A 16,353-nucleotide genomic window follows, 5' to 3' on the forward strand; every position below is an offset into this window, starting at 1 on the left:
TCGACTCCTTGTGGGACAGGGTTCCGCGCGGGTTGCGCGGTGATTCTCCATAGTGGACGAGGGTATCCGTCCATTCGGGTTAACGGCGACGCAAATTGACCAGGATTTGGGACAGATGTTCCAGGCAATGCTGGCTGAGTGCCTTGTGGGGGCGAATTCATTCGCTATGTAGGCCGCAGGCCTGCCGGGATGGTATGGGGCCGCTCCGGTCCCTTTGCGAATGAATTCGCCCCCACAGAAGTTCCCCATCGGCCTCGACGCAGATCCAGTGCGGCGAGTTGCCGCACAGAGGCGGGCCGGTGTGCGCCTTGGTTATACTCCGTCGATTCCAGGGAGTACCCATGCTCGAACCCGTACAGCTACTGTCTGCCAGCCGCCAGAACCTGCTGCGGCTCACCCTGATCCGCATCCTCGTCCTGGCCGCCCAGGCAGGCTCGGTCGGCCTCGCCTACAAGACCCAACTTCTGCAACTGCCCTGGGTCGCACTGAGCGTCACCCTCGGTGTCTCGCTGGTGCTCTGCGTGGGCACGGCGTTGCGCCTGCGCGGGCCCTGGCCGGTGACCGAGCTGGAATATGCCGTCCAGCTGGGCCTCGACCTGGTTATCCACAGCGTGCTGCTGTATTTCTCCGGCGGCTCGACCAACCCCTTCGTTTCCTACTACCTGGTGCCGCTGACCATTGCCGCGGCGACCCTGCCCTGGCTCTACACCCTGACCCTCGCAGGCCTGGCCCTGGCGGCATACACCCTGCTGCTGGTGCTGTTCCATCCGCTGGAAATGCCCGCCGGCCAGCGCGAATCGCTGCTGATCTACGGCATGTGGCTGAGCTTCGCCCTGGCGGCGGCGCTGATCACCTTCTTCGTCGCACGCATGGCCGAGGAGCTGCGTCGCCAGGATCAGCTGCAAGCGGTTCGCCGCGAAGAAGGCATGCGTGACCAGCAGTTGCTGGCCGTGGCCACCCAGGCCGCCGGTGCCGCCCATGAGCTGGGCACCCCGCTGGCAACCATGAGCGTGCTGCTCAAGGAGCTGCGCCAGGAGTACGGCGACAAGCCAGGTCTGCAGGACGACCTGGCCCTGCTGCAGGAGCAGGTGATGCTCTGCAAGGACACCCTCCAGCAATTGGTGCGCGCCGCCGAAGCGGATCGGCGCCAGGCGGTGGTGGAGCAATCGGTGATCGAGTGGCTGGAAGTCACCCTCAATCGCTGGCACCTGATGCGTCCGGAGGCCACCTATCGCTACCAGTGCATGGGCCTTGGCGTGGCGCCTCGGCTGAAACCCCCGGCAGACCTGACCCAGGCCCTGCTGAACTTGCTCAACAACGCTGCCGACGCCTGCCCGGAGAAGCTCGACATCCGCGTCAACTGGGACCACCAGTGGATGGTGCTGACCATCCGTGACCACGGTGCTGGCGTACCCCTGGCAATTGCCGAACAGATTGGCCGGCCTTTCTTCACCACCAAGGGCAAGGGTTTCGGCCTTGGCCTGTTCCTGAGCCAGGCCAGCGTTACTCGTGCCGGCGGCACGGTTAAACTTTATAACCATGAGGAAGGCGGCACCCTGACGGAGTTGCGCCTGCCGCGCACCTACGGCGTCGCCTGAGTGCCTTGACGAAGAGGAAGCGAGATGACTGACGAACCCCTGATCGAAGGCGAAGAACAACCCCATCTGCTGCTGGTGGACGACGACGCCACCTTTACCCGCGTCATGGCCCGGGCCATGACCCGCCGTGGCCTGCGGGTGTCGGTAGCCGGTTCCGCCGAAGAAGGCCTGCTGCTGGCCAAGGACGACCTGCCCGACTACGCGGTGCTCGACCTGAAGATGGACGGCGACTCCGGCCTGGTGCTGCTGCCCAAGCTGCTGGAACTGGACCCGGAAATGCGCGTGGTGATCCTCACCGGCTATTCGAGCATTGCCACCGCGGTGGAAGCCATCAAACGCGGCGCCACCAACTACCTGTGCAAGCCCGCCGATGCCGACGACGTACTGACCGCGCTGCTCTCCGAGCACGCCGACCTGGACAGCCTGGTGCCGGAAAACCCGATGTCGGTGGACCGCCTGCAGTGGGAGCACATCCAGCGTGTGCTGGCCGAGCACGACGGCAACATCTCCGCCACCGCCCGCGCCCTGGGCATGCACCGCCGGACCTTGCAGCGCAAACTGCAGAAGCGCCCCGTGCGCCGCTGATCGCACGCATTCGCTTGTTCTTTGTGGGGGCGAATTCATTCGCTAAGCAGGCCGTAGGCTTGCCCTGAGGTCCTTTGGGGACACTGCGTGTCCCTTGGCGAATGAATTCGCCCCCACAAGGTAATTTCCCCTCCGCAGTTGGTATCCTTAGCCGCCTAACTATTTCCGCCGCCAAGGTTTCCCCATGCTCGCCGTCGTCCAGCAGACCCTCAGCATCACCGCTCCGGTGTTCTCCATGCTGTTCCTGGGTGTGGGGCTCAAGCGCCTTGGCTGGATCGATGGCGCATTCATCAACACCGCGTCGTCACTGGTGTTCAAGGGCACCATGCCCACTCTGCTGTTCCTCGGGATCGTCCAGGCGGACCTGAGCACCGCCCTGAAGCCGGAACTGATCGGCTACTTCGTCGCAGCCACCATCCTGTGTTTCCTGATCGGCTGGGGTTGGGCCATCCTGCGTTGCCCGGCCGCGGATCGCGGCATCTACACGCAGGGCGCCTTTCGCGGCAACAACGGCATCGTCGGCTTGGCGCTGGCAACCAGCATGTACGGCGACTACGGCCTGTCGGTGGGCAGTATCCTCGGCGCGGTGGTGATCCTCAGCTACAACACGCTGTCGTCCATCGTCCTGGCGATCTACAGCCCGAATGCCAAGAGCGACCCGCTGAGCCTGGCCAGGAGCATCATCAGCAACCCGCTGATCATCGGTGTGCTGGCCGCCATGCCGGTGGCGTACTGGCAGTTGCCGCTACCGAAATGGCTGATCACTTCCGGTGAATACTTCGCCCAGATGACCCTGCCCCTGGCGCTGATCTGCATCGGTGGCACCCTGTCGCTGGCGTCCCTGCGCTCCAGCGGCAAGATCGCCGTCAGTGCCAGCCTGATGAAAATGGTCTGGTTGCCGATCCTGGCGACCTTCGGCGCCTGGTTGTCCGGGTTCCGCGAGGCGGACCTGGCGATCCTCTTCCTCTACTTCGCCAGCCCGACTGCGGCGGCGAGTTTCGTAATGGCTCGTGCGGTGAACGCCAACCATGAGCTGGCGGCAGCCATCATCGTGATGACCACCCTGGCGGCCGTGGTGACCACCAATATCGGGCTGTTCCTGTTGCAGTGGGCTGGCTGGATCTGAGCAGTAGGGTGGGCTTCAGCCCACGCTGTTAATCGAGGGTGGACTTAGGCGGAGGCAGGGCAAGGTGGGCTTAAGCGGAACGCCGCCCGGCCCACCCTACGAAAAAAGTCAGGACTTCTGGTAGTCGTCGATGACTTCCTGGGCGGCGCGGAAGGCGTCGATAGCGGCGGGAACGCCAGCGTAGACGGCACAGTGCAGCAGGGCTTCTCGGATTTCCTCCACCGTGCAACCGTTGTTCAGCGCACCGCGCACATGGCCCTTCAGTTCCTGCGGGCATTTCAGCGCGGTGAGGGCGGCGAGGGTGATCAGGCTGCGGGTCTTGCGCGGCAGGCCCTCGCGGTTCCAGACACCACCCCAGGCGTGTTCGTTGACGAAGTCCTGCAGCGGCTGGGTGAACTCAGTGGCATTGCCCAGGGCGCGGTCGACGAAGGCGTCGCCCATGACTTCGCGGCGCACTTGCAGTCCGGGTTTGCGTTCTTCGCTCATTGTGATTCTCCAGTCAGTCCAGGGATTCCACGCGCACGGGTGCCACGCCGGCCCGCAGCATGCCGAGGCGTTCGGCGGCTTCGCGCGACAGGTCGATGATCCGGCCACGGATATGCGGGCCGCGATCGTTGATGCGAACCACCACCGTGCGGTCGTTGTTCAGGTTGGTCACTTTCACCCGGGTGCCGAAAGGCAGCGTGCGGTGGGCGGCCGTGAGGGCATGCTGGTCGAAGCGCTCTCCACTGGCCGTGCGCCGACCATGGTGGCGGGAGCCGTAATAGGAGGCCTTGCCTTCGGCGTGATAGCCGTGGCCGGACGTGCTGTCACCGCCACCAAAGGGGGAGGTGCTGCAACCTGCGAGAAGAAGGGCGAACGTGGGAACCCAGAACAGGGATCGAAACATCGTGCATGCCTCGGACAAGAAAACGCCGGGCATGCCCGGCGTCCTCAAAGGGTGTTTCAGCCTTCGAGCTTCTTCTTGAGCAAATCGTTCACTTGGCCGGGGTTGGCCTTGCCCTTGGAAGCCTTCATCGCCTGACCGACGAAGAAGCCGAACATCTTGCCGCGCTTGGCTTCGTCGCTGGCGCGATACTGCTCGACCTGGGCGGCGTTGGCGGCCAGCACTTCGTCCAGCATGGATTCGATGGCGCCGCTGTCGGTGACCTGCTTCAGGCCCTTCTTCTCGATGATCTCGTCGGCAGAACCTTCGCCGGCGGCCATGGCTTCGAAGACCATCTTGGCGATCTTGCCGGAGATGGTGTTGTCCTTGATGCGCAGGATCATGCCGCCCAGGTGCTCGGCGGAAACCGGCGATTGCTCGATCTCCAGGCCGTCCTTGTTGAGCAGGCTGGAGAGCTCACCCATCACCCAGTTGGCGGCCAGCTTCGCGTCGCCGCAGACCGATTGGACGGCCTCGAAGTAGTCGGCCAATTCGCGGCTGGCAGCGAGCACCGTGGCGTCGTAGGTGGATAGGCCGAACTGGCTCTCGAAGCGTTCGCGCTTCTGCACCGGCAGCTCCGGCAACTGGGCGCGCACCTCGTCGAGGAAGCTCTGCTCGATCACCACTGGCAGCAGGTCGGGGCAGGGGAAGTAACGGTAGTCGTTGGCTTCTTCCTTGCTGCGCATGGAGCGGGTTTCGTCCTTGTTCGGGTCGTACAGACGAGTTTCCTGTACCACCTTGCCACCATCCTCGATCAGCTCGATCTGACGCTGGATCTCGTGGTTGATGGCCTTTTCGATGAAGCGGAACGAGTTGACGTTCTTGATCTCGGCGCGGGTGCCGAAGGCTTCCTGGCCTTTCGGGCGAACCGAGACGTTGCAGTCGCAACGCAGGGAGCCTTCGGCCATGTTGCCGTCGCAGATGCCGAGGTAGCGGACCAGGGCGTGGATGGCCTTGACATAGGCCACCGCTTCCTTGGCGCTGCGGATGTCCGGCTCGGAAACGATTTCCAGCAGCGGGGTGCCCGCGCGGTTCAGGTCGATGCCACTCATGCCGTGGAAGTCTTCGTGCAGGCTCTTGCCGGCGTCTTCTTCAAGGTGCGCTCGAGTGATGCCGATGCGCCGGACGGTGCCGTCTTCCAGAGTAATGTCCAGGTGGCCCTTGCCGACGATCGGCAGGTCCATCTGGCTGGTCTGGTAGCCCTTGGGCAGGTCCGGATAGAAATAGTTCTTGCGGGCGAAGACGTTCTTCCCGGCGATTTCGGCGTCGATGGCAAGACCAAACTTGCAGGCCATGCGAACCGCTTCGGCGTTCAGCACCGGCAGGGTGCCGGGCATGCCGAGGTCAACCAGGCTGGCCTGGGTGTTGGGCTCGGCGCCGAAGGTCGTGGCGCTGCCGGAGAAAATCTTCGATTGGGTGCTGAGCTGTGCGTGGATTTCCAGCCCGATCACTGTTTCCCATTGCATGTGAGTCGTCCTCAGAATCCGGCCGGAGCGCGTTTGTGCCAGTCGGTCGCCTGCTGATACTGGTGGGCGACGTTGAGCAGGCGGCTTTCCTGGAAGTAGGGCGCCAGCAGCTGCACGCCGACCGGCAGGCCATCGATGAAACCGGCGGGCATGGAGAGCCCCGGCACGCCCGCCAGGTTGGCGGTGATGGTGTAGATGTCTTCCAGGTACTGGGCGACCGGATCGTTGTTCTTCTCGCCGAGTTTCCAGGCCGGGTTCGGCGTGGTCGGGCCGAGGATCACGTCGACCTCGCCAAAGGCGGCCATGAAGTCGTTCTTGATCAGGCGGCGGATCTTCTGTGCCTTCAGGTAGTAGGCGTCGTAGTAGCCGGCGGAAAGGGCGTAGGTGCCGACCATGATGCGACGCTTCACTTCGGCGCCGAAGCCTTCGGCGCGGGAGCGTTTGTAGAGGTCTTCCAGGTTCTGCGGGTTCTCGCAGCGATATCCGAAGCGCACGCCGTCGAAGCGCGACAGGTTGGAGGAGGCTTCCGCCGGGGCGATCACGTAGTAGGCCGGAATGGCGTGCTGCATGTTCGGCAGGCTGATTTCCTTCACGGTGGCGCCGAGCTTCTTCAGCTCTTCGACCACGGCCATCACGGCATCGGCGATGCGGCTGTCGAGGCCGGCACCGAAGTACTCCTTCGGCAGGCCGATGCGCAGGCCAGCCAGCGGCTGGTTCAGGCCGGCGAGGTAGTCATCGACCGGCTGGTCGACGCTGGTGGAGTCCTTGGGATCGAAGCCGGCAATGGCGCCGAGCATCAGCGCGCAGTCCTCGGCGGTACGGGCCAGCGGGCCGCCCTGATCGAGGCTGGAGGCGTAGGCGATCATGCCCCAGCGGGAAACCCGGCCGTAGGTAGGCTTGATGCCGGTGAGGTTGGTGAAGGCGGCCGGTTGGCGGATCGAGCCACCGGTGTCGGTGCCGGTGGCGGCGGGTACCAGGCGCGCAGCGACGGCTGCGGCGGAACCACCGGAAGAGCCACCGGGAACGCGGTCCAGCGCCCAGGGGTTCTTGACCGCGCCATAGTGGCTGGATTCGTTGGAGGAGCCCATGGCGAACTCGTCCATGTTCAGCTTGCCGAGGCTGACCGCACCGGCGGCCTTGAGGCGCGCGACCACGGTGGCGTCGTAGGGGGCCTTGAATCCGCTGAGGATCTTCGAGGCGCAGCTGGTCAGCACGCCTTCGGTGCAGAACAGGTCCTTGTGGGCGATCGGGGCACCGAGCAGTGCGCCTTGCTCACCGGCGGCACGCCGTGCGTCGGCTGCCTTGGCCTGTTCGATGGCCGGTTCGTCGGTGATGCTGATGAAGCTGTTCAATTGCGGATCGAGCTGATGGATGCGCGCCAGCAGGCTGCGGGTCAGCTCTTCGGCGGAGAATTCCTTGGCGGCGAGGCTTCGGGCGATCTCGGCGAGGGTCAGTTGATGCATGGGAAACCCTTTCCTTATTCGATGACTTTGGGCACGAGGTACAGGCCGTTTTCGACGGCCGGCGCTACGGCTTGGTAGGCGTCGCGATGATTTTCCTCGGAGACGCTGTCGGCGCGCAGGCGCTGGGTGGCGTCGAGCGGGTGCGCCATGGGTTCGATGCCGTCGGTATCAACCGCTTGCATGGCGTCGATCAGGCCGAGGATGTTGTTCAGGGTCTCGGTGGTACGCGGGATATCGGCCTCGTTCAGGCCCAGTCGGGCGAGATGGGCGATTTTTTCCACGTCGGAGCGTTCAAGCGCCATCGGGGGTCTCCAACTAGAAGCGGCCTGCGTGGCAGTCGACCGTGCGGGAATCGAGCGGGGAACGGTGCTGCGAACGGGCGGTCAAAGGCCGCGATGATGGGCCTTGCTGGCCCGGAAAAACAGGCAATTTAACATATCGGCGCCTTGCCCAAAATCCCTGTCATTGTTAGAGTTTGCCGCACTTTTTTACCCACGCGTTGCCTAGGGTCCCTCTCCCATGTTCAAGAAACTGCGTGGCATGTTTTCCAGTGATCTGTCGATCGACCTGGGCACTGCCAATACCCTTATTTACGTGCGCGAGCGCGGTATCGTCCTCAACGAGCCCTCCGTGGTCGCCATTCGTAACCACGGCAACCAGAAGAGCGTGGTAGCCGTAGGTACCGAGGCCAAGCGCATGCTGGGCCGTACTCCTGGCAACATTTCCGCCATCCGTCCGATGAAGGACGGCGTGATCGCCGACTTCAGCGTCTGCGAGAAGATGCTGCAGTACTTCATCAACAAGGTTCACGAAAACAGCTTCCTGCAGCCCAGCCCGCGCGTGCTGATCTGCGTACCGTGCAAATCCACCCAGGTGGAACGCCGTGCCATCCGTGAATCCGCCCTGGGCGCCGGCGCCCGCGAAGTCTTCCTGATCGAAGAGCCCATGGCTGCCGCCATCGGCGCCGGCCTGCCGGTAGAAGAAGCCCGCGGTTCCATGGTTGTGGACATCGGTGGTGGTACCACCGAAATCGCCCTGATCTCCCTGAACGGCGTGGTCTACGCCGAATCCGTACGTGTGGGTGGCGACCGTTTCGACGAGTCCATCGTGACCTACGTGCGCCGCAACTACGGCAGCCTGATCGGTGAATCCACCGCTGAGCGCATCAAGCAGGAAATCGGCACCGCCTACCCGGGTGGCGAGATCCGCGAGATTGACGTTCGCGGCCGTAACCTGGCCGAAGGCGTACCGCGCAGCTTCACCCTGAACTCCAATGAAGTGCTGGAAGCGCTGCAGGAATCCCTGGCAACCATCGTCCAGGCGGTGAAGAGCGCCCTGGAACAGTCCCCGCCGGAACTGGCTTCCGACATCGCCGAGCGCGGCCTGGTGCTGACTGGTGGTGGCGCGCTGCTGCGCGATCTGGACAAGCTGCTGGCCCAGGAAACCGGCCTGCCGGTGATCGTCGCCGAAGACCCGCTGACCTGCGTCGCCCGTGGTGGCGGCCGTGCTCTGGAAATGATGGACCGTCACGCGATGGATCTGCTCTCCACCGAGTGAGGTTGGAGAGCGTCGCAGCCATAGGAGCGGGCCATCAAGCCGCTATTCACCAAGGGACCTTCGCTCGGCGTGCGCCTACTGGTGTTCGCCGTGCTCTCGGCTGCGCTGATGGTGGTCGATGCCCGATTCGACACCCTGAAGCCCATGCGCAGCCAGATGGGGCTGGTGCTCACGCCTTTCTACTGGCTGGCTGACCTGCCGGTGCGCGTCTGGGATGGCGTCAGCGACCAGTTCACCAGCCGCAGCACGCTGATCGCCGAGAACGAGAAGCTCAAGGCCGAGTCCCTGCTGATGCAGCGCCGTCTGCAGAAGTTGGCGACCCTGACCGAGCAGAACGTGCGCCTGCGCGAGCTGCTCAACTCCTCCGCTCTGGTGGACGAGAAGGTCCTGGTCAGCGAGCTGATCGGCGTCGATCCCAACCCCTTCACCCACCGCATCCTGATCGACAAGGGCGAAAAGGATGGCGTGTTCCTCGGTCAGCCGGTGCTCGATGCCCGTGGCCTGATGGGACAGGTGGTGGAGGTGATGCCCTACACCGCCCGCGTTCTGCTGCTGACTGACACGACTCACAGCATTCCCGTGCAGGTGAACCGCAATGGCCTGCGGGCCATCGCCAGTGGCACCGGCAACCCCGAGCGGTTGGAGCTGCGCCACGTAGCCGACACCGCCGATATCAAAGAAGGCGACCTGCTGGTGAGCTCCGGTCTTGGTCAGCGTTTCCCTGCCGGTTATCCAGTGGCGACCGTCAAGGAAGTCATCCATGACTCAGGCCAGCCTTTCGCCATCGTTCGCGCCGTGCCCACCGCCGCGCTGAACCGCAGCCGTTACATGCTTTTGGTGTTCAGCGATACCCGCAGCCCCGAAGAGCGCGCCAACGACGCCGCCAAGGCCCAGGAGGCCGCCGACCGCGAGGCCGCTGCCCAGCCCGCCGCAGGTGAAGCCACCTCGGGAGCCCAGGCTGCACCCGCCACCGCGAATCCTCCCGCAGCGCCTGCCGCCGCCCCTGTCGCCCCGGCCACGGCGCCTGCTGCACCGGCGCCCGCCGTGCCGAACAAGCCGCCTGCGGCACAGAATTCCCAGGAGAGTCACTGATGGTCGGCCAGCGCTCCAACAATGGCTGGGTCATCTGGGTCAGTCTGATCCTGGCCCTGGTGCTCAGCGTCGGGCCGGTCCCCAGTTTCATGGAAATCGGCCGGCCGCTGTGGCTCGCGCTCTTCCTCACCTACTGGACCCTCGCCCTGCCGCACCGCGTGGGCATGACCACCGCCTGGGTGCTGGGTCTGGCGGAGGACGTGCTCTACGGCACGTTGCTCGGGCAGAACGCCCTGATCCTCGCCCTGATTACCTTCCTGGTGCTGACGCTTCACCAGCGCCTGCGTATGTTCCCCATGTGGCAGCAATGCCTCGTGCTGCTCGTTGTTTTCGGCCTGGCCCAGCTGGTGCAGCTGTGGCTCAATGCCCTCACCGGTAATCGTCCCCCGACCCTGGTCTTCCTGTTGCCCGCGCTGGTCAGCGCGCTGCTCTGGCCCTGGGTATACGCCGCCTTGCGCGGTACGAGTCGCCGCCTCAACGTAAACTGATCGGCTTGCGGCCATGTCGCAAGCCTCTGTCTTCGACAGGGAGAAGTCCGCATGGCCACGCTGTATCTGGCTTCGGGGTCGCCGCGCCGGCGCGAATTGTTGGCGCAGATTGGCGTTCCCCATATCACCCTGATCGCCTCCATCGACGAAACCGCCCAGCCTGGTGAGGCCGCCTCCGCCTATGTAGAGCGCCTGGCCCGTGAAAAGGCCTTGGCCGGGCTCGCCAGCCTGTCCGAGCCCGCGAATGCCTGCGTGCTGGGCGCCGATACCGCCGTGGTGCTGGATGGCCGCATCCTCGGCAAACCGGCCGATCGTGATGACGCCCTGGCGACCCTGGAAATGCTTTCCGGTCGTGAGCATGAGGTGCTTACCGCCGTCGCCCTGGCCGATGCGCGCCGCTGTGAATCGCGTGTAGTCGCCAGTCGGGTGCGCTTCCGCGCCATTTCCCGAGCCGAACTGGAAACCTACTGGGCAAGTGGCGAGCCCGCAGACAAGGCCGGCAGCTACGCTATTCAGGGGCTGGGTGCGGTATTCGTCAGTCGCGTCGAAGGCAGTTATTCAGCGGTAGTGGGATTGCCGCTGCTGGAAACGGCGGAAATGCTCGCCGGGTTCGGCATTCCTTGTTGGCAGCACCTGGGATAGGTCACGGCATGAGCGAAGAGATTCTGATCAATATCACGCCGATGGAATCGCGCGTGGCGGTGGTGGAGAACGGCGTGCTGCAGGAGGTGCATGTCGAACGCACCCTGCGGCGCGGCATTGTCGGCAACATCTACAAGGGCAAGGTGGTGCGGGTACTGCCGGGGATGCAGGCGGCCTTCGTCGACATCGGGCTGGACCGCGCCGCCTTTATCCACGCCTCGGAAATCAGCACCCGCGAAGGCAGCGCCGTCGAAAGCATCAGTGCACTGGTGCATGAAGGCCAGAGCCTGGTGGTGCAGGTCACCAAGGACCCCATCGGTAGCAAGGGCGCACGTCTGACCACCCAGCTGTCGATTCCCTCGCGTTACCTGGTGTACATGCCGCGCACAAGCCACGTTGGCATTTCCCTGAAGATCGAGGACGAAGCCGAACGCGAACGCCTCAAGCAGGTAGTGGCCGACTGCATCGCCGCCGAAGGTATCGAGGAGGCCGGTGGTTTCATCCTGCGTACGGCTGCCGACGGCGCCCGTGCCGACGAGATCCTGGTGGACATCCGTTACCTGCGCCGCCTCTGGGAGCAGATTTCCGCGCAGATGCAGACCGCGCCGTCGCCCTCGGTCATCTACGAAGACCTCAGCCTGGCCCTGCGCACCCTGCGTGACCTGGTCAACCCGCGCATCGAGAAGATCCGCATCGACTCCCGCGAAACATTCCAGAAGGTCACGCAGTTCGTCGACGAGCTGATGCCGGAAATCGCCGACCGCCTGGAGCATTACCCGGGCGAGCGGCCGATATTCGACCTCTACGGCGTCGAGGATGAAATCCAGAAGGCGCTGGAACGCAAGGTGCTGCTGAAGTCCGGCGGTTACCTGATCATCGACCCGACCGAGGCGATGACCACCATCGATGTGAACACTGGCGCGTTCGTCGGCCACCGCACCCTCGAAGAAACCATCTTCAAGACCAACCTCGAGGCGGCCACCGCCATCGCCCGCCAGCTGCGCCTGCGCAACCTGGGCGGGATCATCATCATCGACTTCATCGACATGGAAGATGAAGAACACCAGCGCCAGGTGCTCCGCACCCTGGAGAAACAGCTGGAACGCGACCACGCCAAGACCAACATCATCGGTATCACCGAACTCGGCCTGGTACAGATGACCCGCAAGCGCACCCGCGAAAGCTTGATCCAGGTGCTCTGCGAGCCCTGCTCGTGCTGCCAGGGGCGCGGCTTGCTGAAGACCGCGGAGACCATCTGCTACGAAATCTTCCGCGAGATCCTGCGCGAAGCGCGGGCCTACCAGGCGGAAGGCTACCTGGTGCTGGCCAATCAGAAAGTCGTGGACCGTCTGCTGGACGAAGAATCGGGCAACGTCGCCGATCTGGAAGCCTTCATCGGGCGTCCGATCAAGTTCCAGGTGGAAACCATGTATTCCCAGGAACAGTACGACGTAGTCCTGCTCTGAGGCGCTGAGTGGACGCCTTTGCCCGCTGGTTGATGCGCATCCTGCGCTGGTCGTTGGGGCTTTGCGCCCTGGTCCTGGTGCTGGCTGCACTCTACGTCAGCCTGGGGCGCGAGCTCGTGCCCCTGGTGGCCGAGTATCGTGGCGAGGCGGAAGAAAAGGCCGCTGCCGCGCTGGGGCAACCGTTGAAGATCGGCGCCCTCGAAGGGCGCTGGCACGGGCTGTCGCCGCTGTTGATCGCCCATGATGTGCTCCTGGGGGAGGGCGACGGTGCCCTGCGCCTGGAGCAGCTCAGGGTGGTGCCCGATGTACTGGGCAGCCTGATGGCTCAGCAACCGCGCATCGCCCGCCTGGAACTCGACGGCGTACAACTGACCCTGAACCAGGACGAAGCCGGCAAATGGCATCTGCAAGGATTCGCCGCCGGCTCCGACAAGCCGCTGCCAGGTCCCCGGCAGTTGCGTGACCTGCTGCGGCAGGTCGGCCATGTATCGGTGCTGAACAGCCGGCTGACCCTGGCGCCGCACGGGCAGGAACCGACCCACTTCGATGGGATCAGCCTCGGCCTGAAATCCACTGGCAGCCGTCAGCGGCTCGACGGCCGTCTCGCATTGCCGGACGGGCAGCCCCTGGCTCTGCGGCTGCGCACCCGGCTCAATACCGAGGCCTGGCTGCAGGGTGATGCCGAACTCTATCTGAGCCTGCCGCAAACCGACTGGGCGCAGTGGCTGCCTGCCAGCCTGACCCGCGAGTGGCACCTGCAGCACCTGCAGGCCGGCGGGGAGCTCTGGGGTGAGTGGGCCAAGGGCGGCCTGCAGCGCGCGGTCGCCAGGTTGCATGTGCCCGAGGCGCGCGGTGCCTATGCCAAGCGCAAGGCCGTGACCCTCAACAACCTGGGGCTGAATGCCTATTTCACCCGTACCGACGAAGGTTTCCAGGTTCTGATCGACTCCCTTGCCGCTGATATTGGCAAGCAGCGTTGGGGCGACGTTCATCTGCGCCTCGACCACAAGGCGGGCGAGCAACCCGAATGGTCGCTGAGCGTCGATCGTCTCGACGTGGCGCCTCTGCTGCCAGTAGTCGACGCACTGGTGCCACTGCCCGAGCAGGCCGCAGCCGCGGTGGCTGGCCTCAAGCCCAGGGGCGCCCTGCGCAACCTGAGCTTGCACTACCGCCCAGGGCAGGAAGGCGCCAAGCGCCTGGAGTTCAGCAGCAACCTGGATGATGTCGGCTTCAACGCTTACCACGGTGCGCCGGCGGTCGAGAACGTCAGCGGCAGCCTGGCAGGTGACCTGTACCAGGGCGAACTGCGCCTGGATTCGAACGACTTCGCCCTGCACCTCGACCATCTCTTCCCCAAGGCCTGGCATTACCGCGAAGCCAATGCACGCCTGACCTGGAGCCTGGACGACACCGCCTTCACCCTGGCCAGCCCGTATATGCGGCTGGAGGGCGAGGAGGGCAGCATCGCCGGCGACATGCTGATCCGCCTGATGCGCGACCCCGAGGCGGAGGACTACATGGACCTGCGCGTCGGCCTGCGCGACGGCGATGCCAAATACACCGAGAAGTACCTGCCCACGCTTTCGCCGGGGATGAGCCCGGCGCTGTCCAAGTGGCTTAAGGAAGCCATCAAGGGCGGTGCGGTGGATGAAGGCATCTTCCAGTACCAGGGCTCGCTGGCCCATGGCGCTGATCCGTCCGCCCGTTCCCTCAGCCTGTTCTTCAAGGTGCACGACGCCAAGCTGGCCTATCAGCCCGGTTGGCCGGAGCTGCGTGAGGCTCGTGGCGACGTGTTCATCGAGGACACGGGGGTGCGGATCAAGGTGCCGGACGGACGCATCCTCGACAGCCGGGTGAGCGACGCCGAGGCTGAGGTCCCCCACGTGGAGCCCGGGGAGATACCGCGCCTGCAACTGGAAGCCAAACTGGACAGCAGCTTCACCGATGGCCTGAAGATTCTCCAGGAAGCACCAATGGGCACCGCCAGCGTCTTCGCCGGCTGGCAGGGGCAGGGTACCCTGGATGGCAACCTGAAACTGGACATACCGCTGGAAAAGGGCGACGCGCCCCACGTGGTGGTGGATCTCTCTACCCGCGACGCGCAGCTGAAAATCGCTCGCCCGGAGCTGGCCCTCAGCCAGCTCAAGGGCTCCTTCCGCTACGACACCGACAAGGGGCTGAGCGCGCAGGACATTCGTGGCCAGGCCTTCGGACGAGAGGTTCGCGCCAGGGCGCAAGCCGAAGGCAGCGACGGCAAGGCCCGCTCGCGCATCTTCGCCAACGGCAGCATTGCCCTGACGGACCTTGTCACCTGGCTTGGCGTCACCCAGCCGCTGCCCGCCTCGGGAACCGTGCCCTACAGCCTGAACCTGAGCCTTGATGGCAAGGACAGCCAGCTGCGCATCGATTCCAATCTAAAGGGGCTGGCGGTCGATCTGCCGGCTCCGTTCGGCAAGACCGCCGATGACAGTCGCGACACCAACTGGCGCATGACCCTGGACGGCGACGAGCGGCGCTACTGGCTCGACTACGCCGGGTTGGCCAGCCTGGCCCTGGCGGCTCCCGTTGGCAAACTGGACGAGGCGCGTGGCGACCTGGTGCTGGGCGGCGGCGCGGCCACCCTGCCGGGGAACAAGGGCCTGCGCGTTCGTGGTCGCGTCTCGGAACTGGATACGACGCCCTGGCTGGCGCTGGCCAAGCAGTACGCACCCAAGGATGGCGCCGAGAAGGCTCGCATACTGCGAAGCGCCAACCTGGAGATCGGCCGGTTCCAGGGCTTCGGCACGAGCCTGGAGAACCTCAAGGTGAACCTCGAGCGTTCCTCCAGTGGCTGGAACCTCGGCCTGGACAGCGCCCTGATGCAGGGCACCGTTGCGATGGCGGATGCCAAGGACGCGCCCATCTCCATCCATTTGAAGCAGGTGCGCCTGCCTGAACCGCCGGAGAATGAAGCAGAGGCCGATGCCAAGCCCGATCCTCTGGCGGGTGTCGACCCGCGCCAGGTGCCAGCGCTCGATGTGCGTATCGATCAGGTGGTGCTGGGGAATTCGCCGCTGGGCGCCTGGTCCTTCAAGGCGCGGCCGAATGCCAAAGGGCTGGGTTTCAGCGACCTGGATCTCGATCTGCGGGGCCTGAAAGTAACCGGTTCGGCCGGCTGGGAAGGCACCGCTGAAAGCAGTGCCTCCTGGTACAAGGGGCGGATGGAGGGCAAGAACCTGGCGGATGTGCTCAAGGCCTGGAACTACGCGCCGTCGGCCACCAGCGAGCGCTTCCGCCTGGATGCCGACGGGCGCTGGCCGGGGTCGCCGGCCTGGGTCAGTCTCAAGCGTTACTCCGGCTCCCTGGACGCCGGCTTGCGCAATGGCCAGTTCGTCGAAGTGGAGGGCGGTGCGCAAGCTCTGCGGGTGTTCGGCCTGCTCAACTTCAACTCCATCGGTCGCCGCCTGCGCCTGGACTTCTCTGACCTGCTGGGCAAGGGTCTGGCCTACGACCGGGTCAAGGGATTGCTGGTGGGGAGCGATGGGCGTTTCGTCACTCGTAAACCCATCACGCTCGAAGGCCCGTCCAGTGGCCTGGAGCTCGACGGCACCCTGGACCTTGCCGCCGATCGCATCGACGCCAAGCTGCTGGTAACCCTGCCGGTGACCAACAACCTGCCTCTGGCAGCGCTGATCGTCGGGGCGCCTGCCATCGGTGGCGCGCTGTTCGTGGTCGACAAGCTGCTGGGCGACAAAGTGGCGCGCTTCGCCAGTGTGCAATACAAGGTTGAAGGTTCGTGGAAGAACCCCAAGATCACCTTCGAAAAGCCATTTGAAAAGTCTCGTTGAAATGACCCTGTGGAAACGTCGCGAGCGAAGGTCAGGCAAGGCGAAAACAGCCGAAAAAGCGCAGTTTACGTGTTGTAAATGAGCATTTTGAGGCTGTTTTCAACGCAGCATCACCGAG

General features: G+C 64.5%; 14 protein-coding genes. 9 read left to right on the forward strand and 5 right to left on the reverse strand.

The window, feature by feature from the left end; all coding sequences use genetic code 11:
• The first annotated feature begins 341 nt into the window (after nucleotides 1-341).
• The 3 genes from E8F06_RS11325 (at nucleotide 342) to E8F06_RS11335 (ending at nucleotide 3,309) form a co-directional block, all read left to right on the forward strand.
• Nucleotides 342-1,598: an ATP-binding protein gene (locus E8F06_RS11325; protein WP_280367079.1), complete on the forward strand. Its 1,257-nt coding sequence runs from the start codon at nucleotides 342-344 to the stop codon at nucleotides 1,596-1,598.
• A 24-nt stretch (nucleotides 1,599-1,622) separates the two neighbouring features.
• Nucleotides 1,623-2,183, forward strand: a complete 561-nt coding sequence (locus E8F06_RS11330; RefSeq protein WP_280367082.1) for a response regulator transcription factor — start codon at nucleotides 1,623-1,625, stop codon at nucleotides 2,181-2,183.
• Nucleotides 2,184-2,367: 184 nt separating this feature from the next.
• Nucleotides 2,368-3,309 (forward strand): AEC family transporter, encoded by a 942-nt coding sequence (locus E8F06_RS11335; protein WP_280367084.1) that lies wholly within the window; start codon nucleotides 2,368-2,370, stop codon nucleotides 3,307-3,309.
• Nucleotides 3,310-3,417: 108 nt separating this feature from the next.
• On the opposite strand, the gene E8F06_RS11340 is transcribed toward E8F06_RS11335, so the two are convergent.
• Genes E8F06_RS11340 through gatC form a run of 5 tightly spaced genes read right to left on the reverse strand, consistent with a single transcriptional unit; the run spans nucleotide 3,418 to nucleotide 7,465 of the window.
• A complete protein-coding gene (locus E8F06_RS11340) occupies nucleotides 3,418-3,795 on the reverse strand; it encodes a carboxymuconolactone decarboxylase family protein (RefSeq protein WP_280367087.1) in 378 nt (125 codons plus the stop codon).
• Between the two features lie 13 nt (nucleotides 3,796-3,808).
• The gene (locus tag E8F06_RS11345; RefSeq protein WP_280367089.1) at nucleotides 3,809-4,198 is read right to left on the reverse strand and encodes a septal ring lytic transglycosylase RlpA family protein; all 390 of its coding nucleotides are present in this window, start codon (nucleotides 4,196-4,198) and stop codon (nucleotides 3,809-3,811) included.
• A 56-nt stretch (nucleotides 4,199-4,254) separates the two neighbouring features.
• Entirely contained in the window at nucleotides 4,255-5,700 is a 1,446-nt protein-coding gene (gatB, locus tag E8F06_RS11350) for an Asp-tRNA(Asn)/Glu-tRNA(Gln) amidotransferase subunit GatB (protein WP_280367090.1), read from the reverse strand.
• Between the two features lie 11 nt (nucleotides 5,701-5,711).
• Nucleotides 5,712-7,163 carry an Asp-tRNA(Asn)/Glu-tRNA(Gln) amidotransferase subunit GatA gene (gatA, locus tag E8F06_RS11355; protein WP_280367093.1) on the reverse strand — a complete coding sequence of 484 codons (1,452 nt, stop codon included), beginning with the start codon at nucleotides 7,161-7,163 and terminating at the stop codon, nucleotides 5,712-5,714.
• 14 nt (nucleotides 7,164-7,177) lie between these two features.
• Nucleotides 7,178-7,465, reverse strand: a complete 288-nt coding sequence (gene gatC, locus E8F06_RS11360; protein ID WP_280367096.1) for an Asp-tRNA(Asn)/Glu-tRNA(Gln) amidotransferase subunit GatC — start codon at nucleotides 7,463-7,465, stop codon at nucleotides 7,178-7,180.
• Nucleotides 7,466-7,682: 217 nt separating this feature from the next.
• On the opposite strand from gatC, the gene mreB reads away from it, so the two are divergent.
• Genes mreB through E8F06_RS11390 form a run of 6 tightly spaced genes read left to right on the forward strand, consistent with a single transcriptional unit; the run spans nucleotide 7,683 to nucleotide 16,235 of the window.
• Entirely contained in the window at nucleotides 7,683-8,720 is a 1,038-nt protein-coding gene (mreB, locus tag E8F06_RS11365) for a rod shape-determining protein MreB (RefSeq protein WP_103102876.1), read from the forward strand.
• A 33-nt stretch (nucleotides 8,721-8,753) separates the two neighbouring features.
• Nucleotides 8,754-9,812, forward strand: coding sequence for a rod shape-determining protein MreC (mreC, locus tag E8F06_RS11370; protein WP_280367368.1), 1,059 nt, complete (start codon nucleotides 8,754-8,756; stop codon nucleotides 9,810-9,812).
• Nucleotides 9,812-10,300: a rod shape-determining protein MreD gene (gene mreD, locus E8F06_RS11375; RefSeq protein WP_151131935.1), complete on the forward strand. Its 489-nt coding sequence runs from the start codon at nucleotides 9,812-9,814 to the stop codon at nucleotides 10,298-10,300. The genes mreC and mreD overlap by 1 nt, the downstream gene beginning before the upstream one ends.
• 51 nt (nucleotides 10,301-10,351) lie before the next feature.
• Nucleotides 10,352-10,942, forward strand: a complete 591-nt coding sequence (locus tag E8F06_RS11380) for a Maf family protein (protein ID WP_280367099.1) — start codon at nucleotides 10,352-10,354, stop codon at nucleotides 10,940-10,942.
• Between the two features lie 8 nt (nucleotides 10,943-10,950).
• Nucleotides 10,951-12,408: a ribonuclease G gene (gene rng, locus E8F06_RS11385; protein WP_151131937.1), complete on the forward strand. Its 1,458-nt coding sequence runs from the start codon at nucleotides 10,951-10,953 to the stop codon at nucleotides 12,406-12,408.
• Between the two features lie 8 nt (nucleotides 12,409-12,416).
• Nucleotides 12,417-16,235: a YhdP family protein gene (locus E8F06_RS11390; protein ID WP_280367101.1), complete on the forward strand. Its 3,819-nt coding sequence runs from the start codon at nucleotides 12,417-12,419 to the stop codon at nucleotides 16,233-16,235.
• The last annotated feature ends 118 nt before the right edge of the window (nucleotides 16,236-16,353 follow it).

It is taken from the genome of Pseudomonas sp. BN411 (assembly GCF_029871235.1).
Lineage (GTDB): Bacteria > Pseudomonadota > Gammaproteobacteria > Pseudomonadales > Pseudomonadaceae > Metapseudomonas.

Bases quoted from the DNA above. Each gene is read 5' to 3' on its own strand.
- E8F06_RS11325 (WP_280367079.1), top strand. From the start codon at position 342: ATGCTCGAACCCGTACAGCTACTGTCTGCCAGCCGCCAGAACCTGCTG.
- E8F06_RS11330 (WP_280367082.1), top strand. From the start codon at position 1,623: ATGACTGACGAACCCCTGATCGAAGGCGAAGAACAACCCCATCTGCTG.
- E8F06_RS11335 (WP_280367084.1), top strand. From the start codon at position 2,368: ATGCTCGCCGTCGTCCAGCAGACCCTCAGCATCACCGCTCCGGTGTTC.
- E8F06_RS11340 (WP_280367087.1), bottom strand. From the start codon at position 3,795: ATGAGCGAAGAACGCAAACCCGGACTGCAAGTGCGCCGCGAAGTCATG.
- E8F06_RS11345 (WP_280367089.1), bottom strand. From the start codon at position 4,198: ATGTTTCGATCCCTGTTCTGGGTTCCCACGTTCGCCCTTCTTCTCGCA.
- gatB (WP_280367090.1), bottom strand. From the start codon at position 5,700: ATGCAATGGGAAACAGTGATCGGGCTGGAAATCCACGCACAGCTCAGC.
- gatA (WP_280367093.1), bottom strand. From the start codon at position 7,163: ATGCATCAACTGACCCTCGCCGAGATCGCCCGAAGCCTCGCCGCCAAG.
- gatC (WP_280367096.1), bottom strand. From the start codon at position 7,465: ATGGCGCTTGAACGCTCCGACGTGGAAAAAATCGCCCATCTCGCCCGA.
- mreB (WP_103102876.1), top strand. From the start codon at position 7,683: ATGTTCAAGAAACTGCGTGGCATGTTTTCCAGTGATCTGTCGATCGAC.
- mreD (WP_151131935.1), top strand. From the start codon at position 9,812: ATGGTCGGCCAGCGCTCCAACAATGGCTGGGTCATCTGGGTCAGTCTG.
- E8F06_RS11380 (WP_280367099.1), top strand. From the start codon at position 10,352: ATGGCCACGCTGTATCTGGCTTCGGGGTCGCCGCGCCGGCGCGAATTG.
- rng (WP_151131937.1), top strand. From the start codon at position 10,951: ATGAGCGAAGAGATTCTGATCAATATCACGCCGATGGAATCGCGCGTG.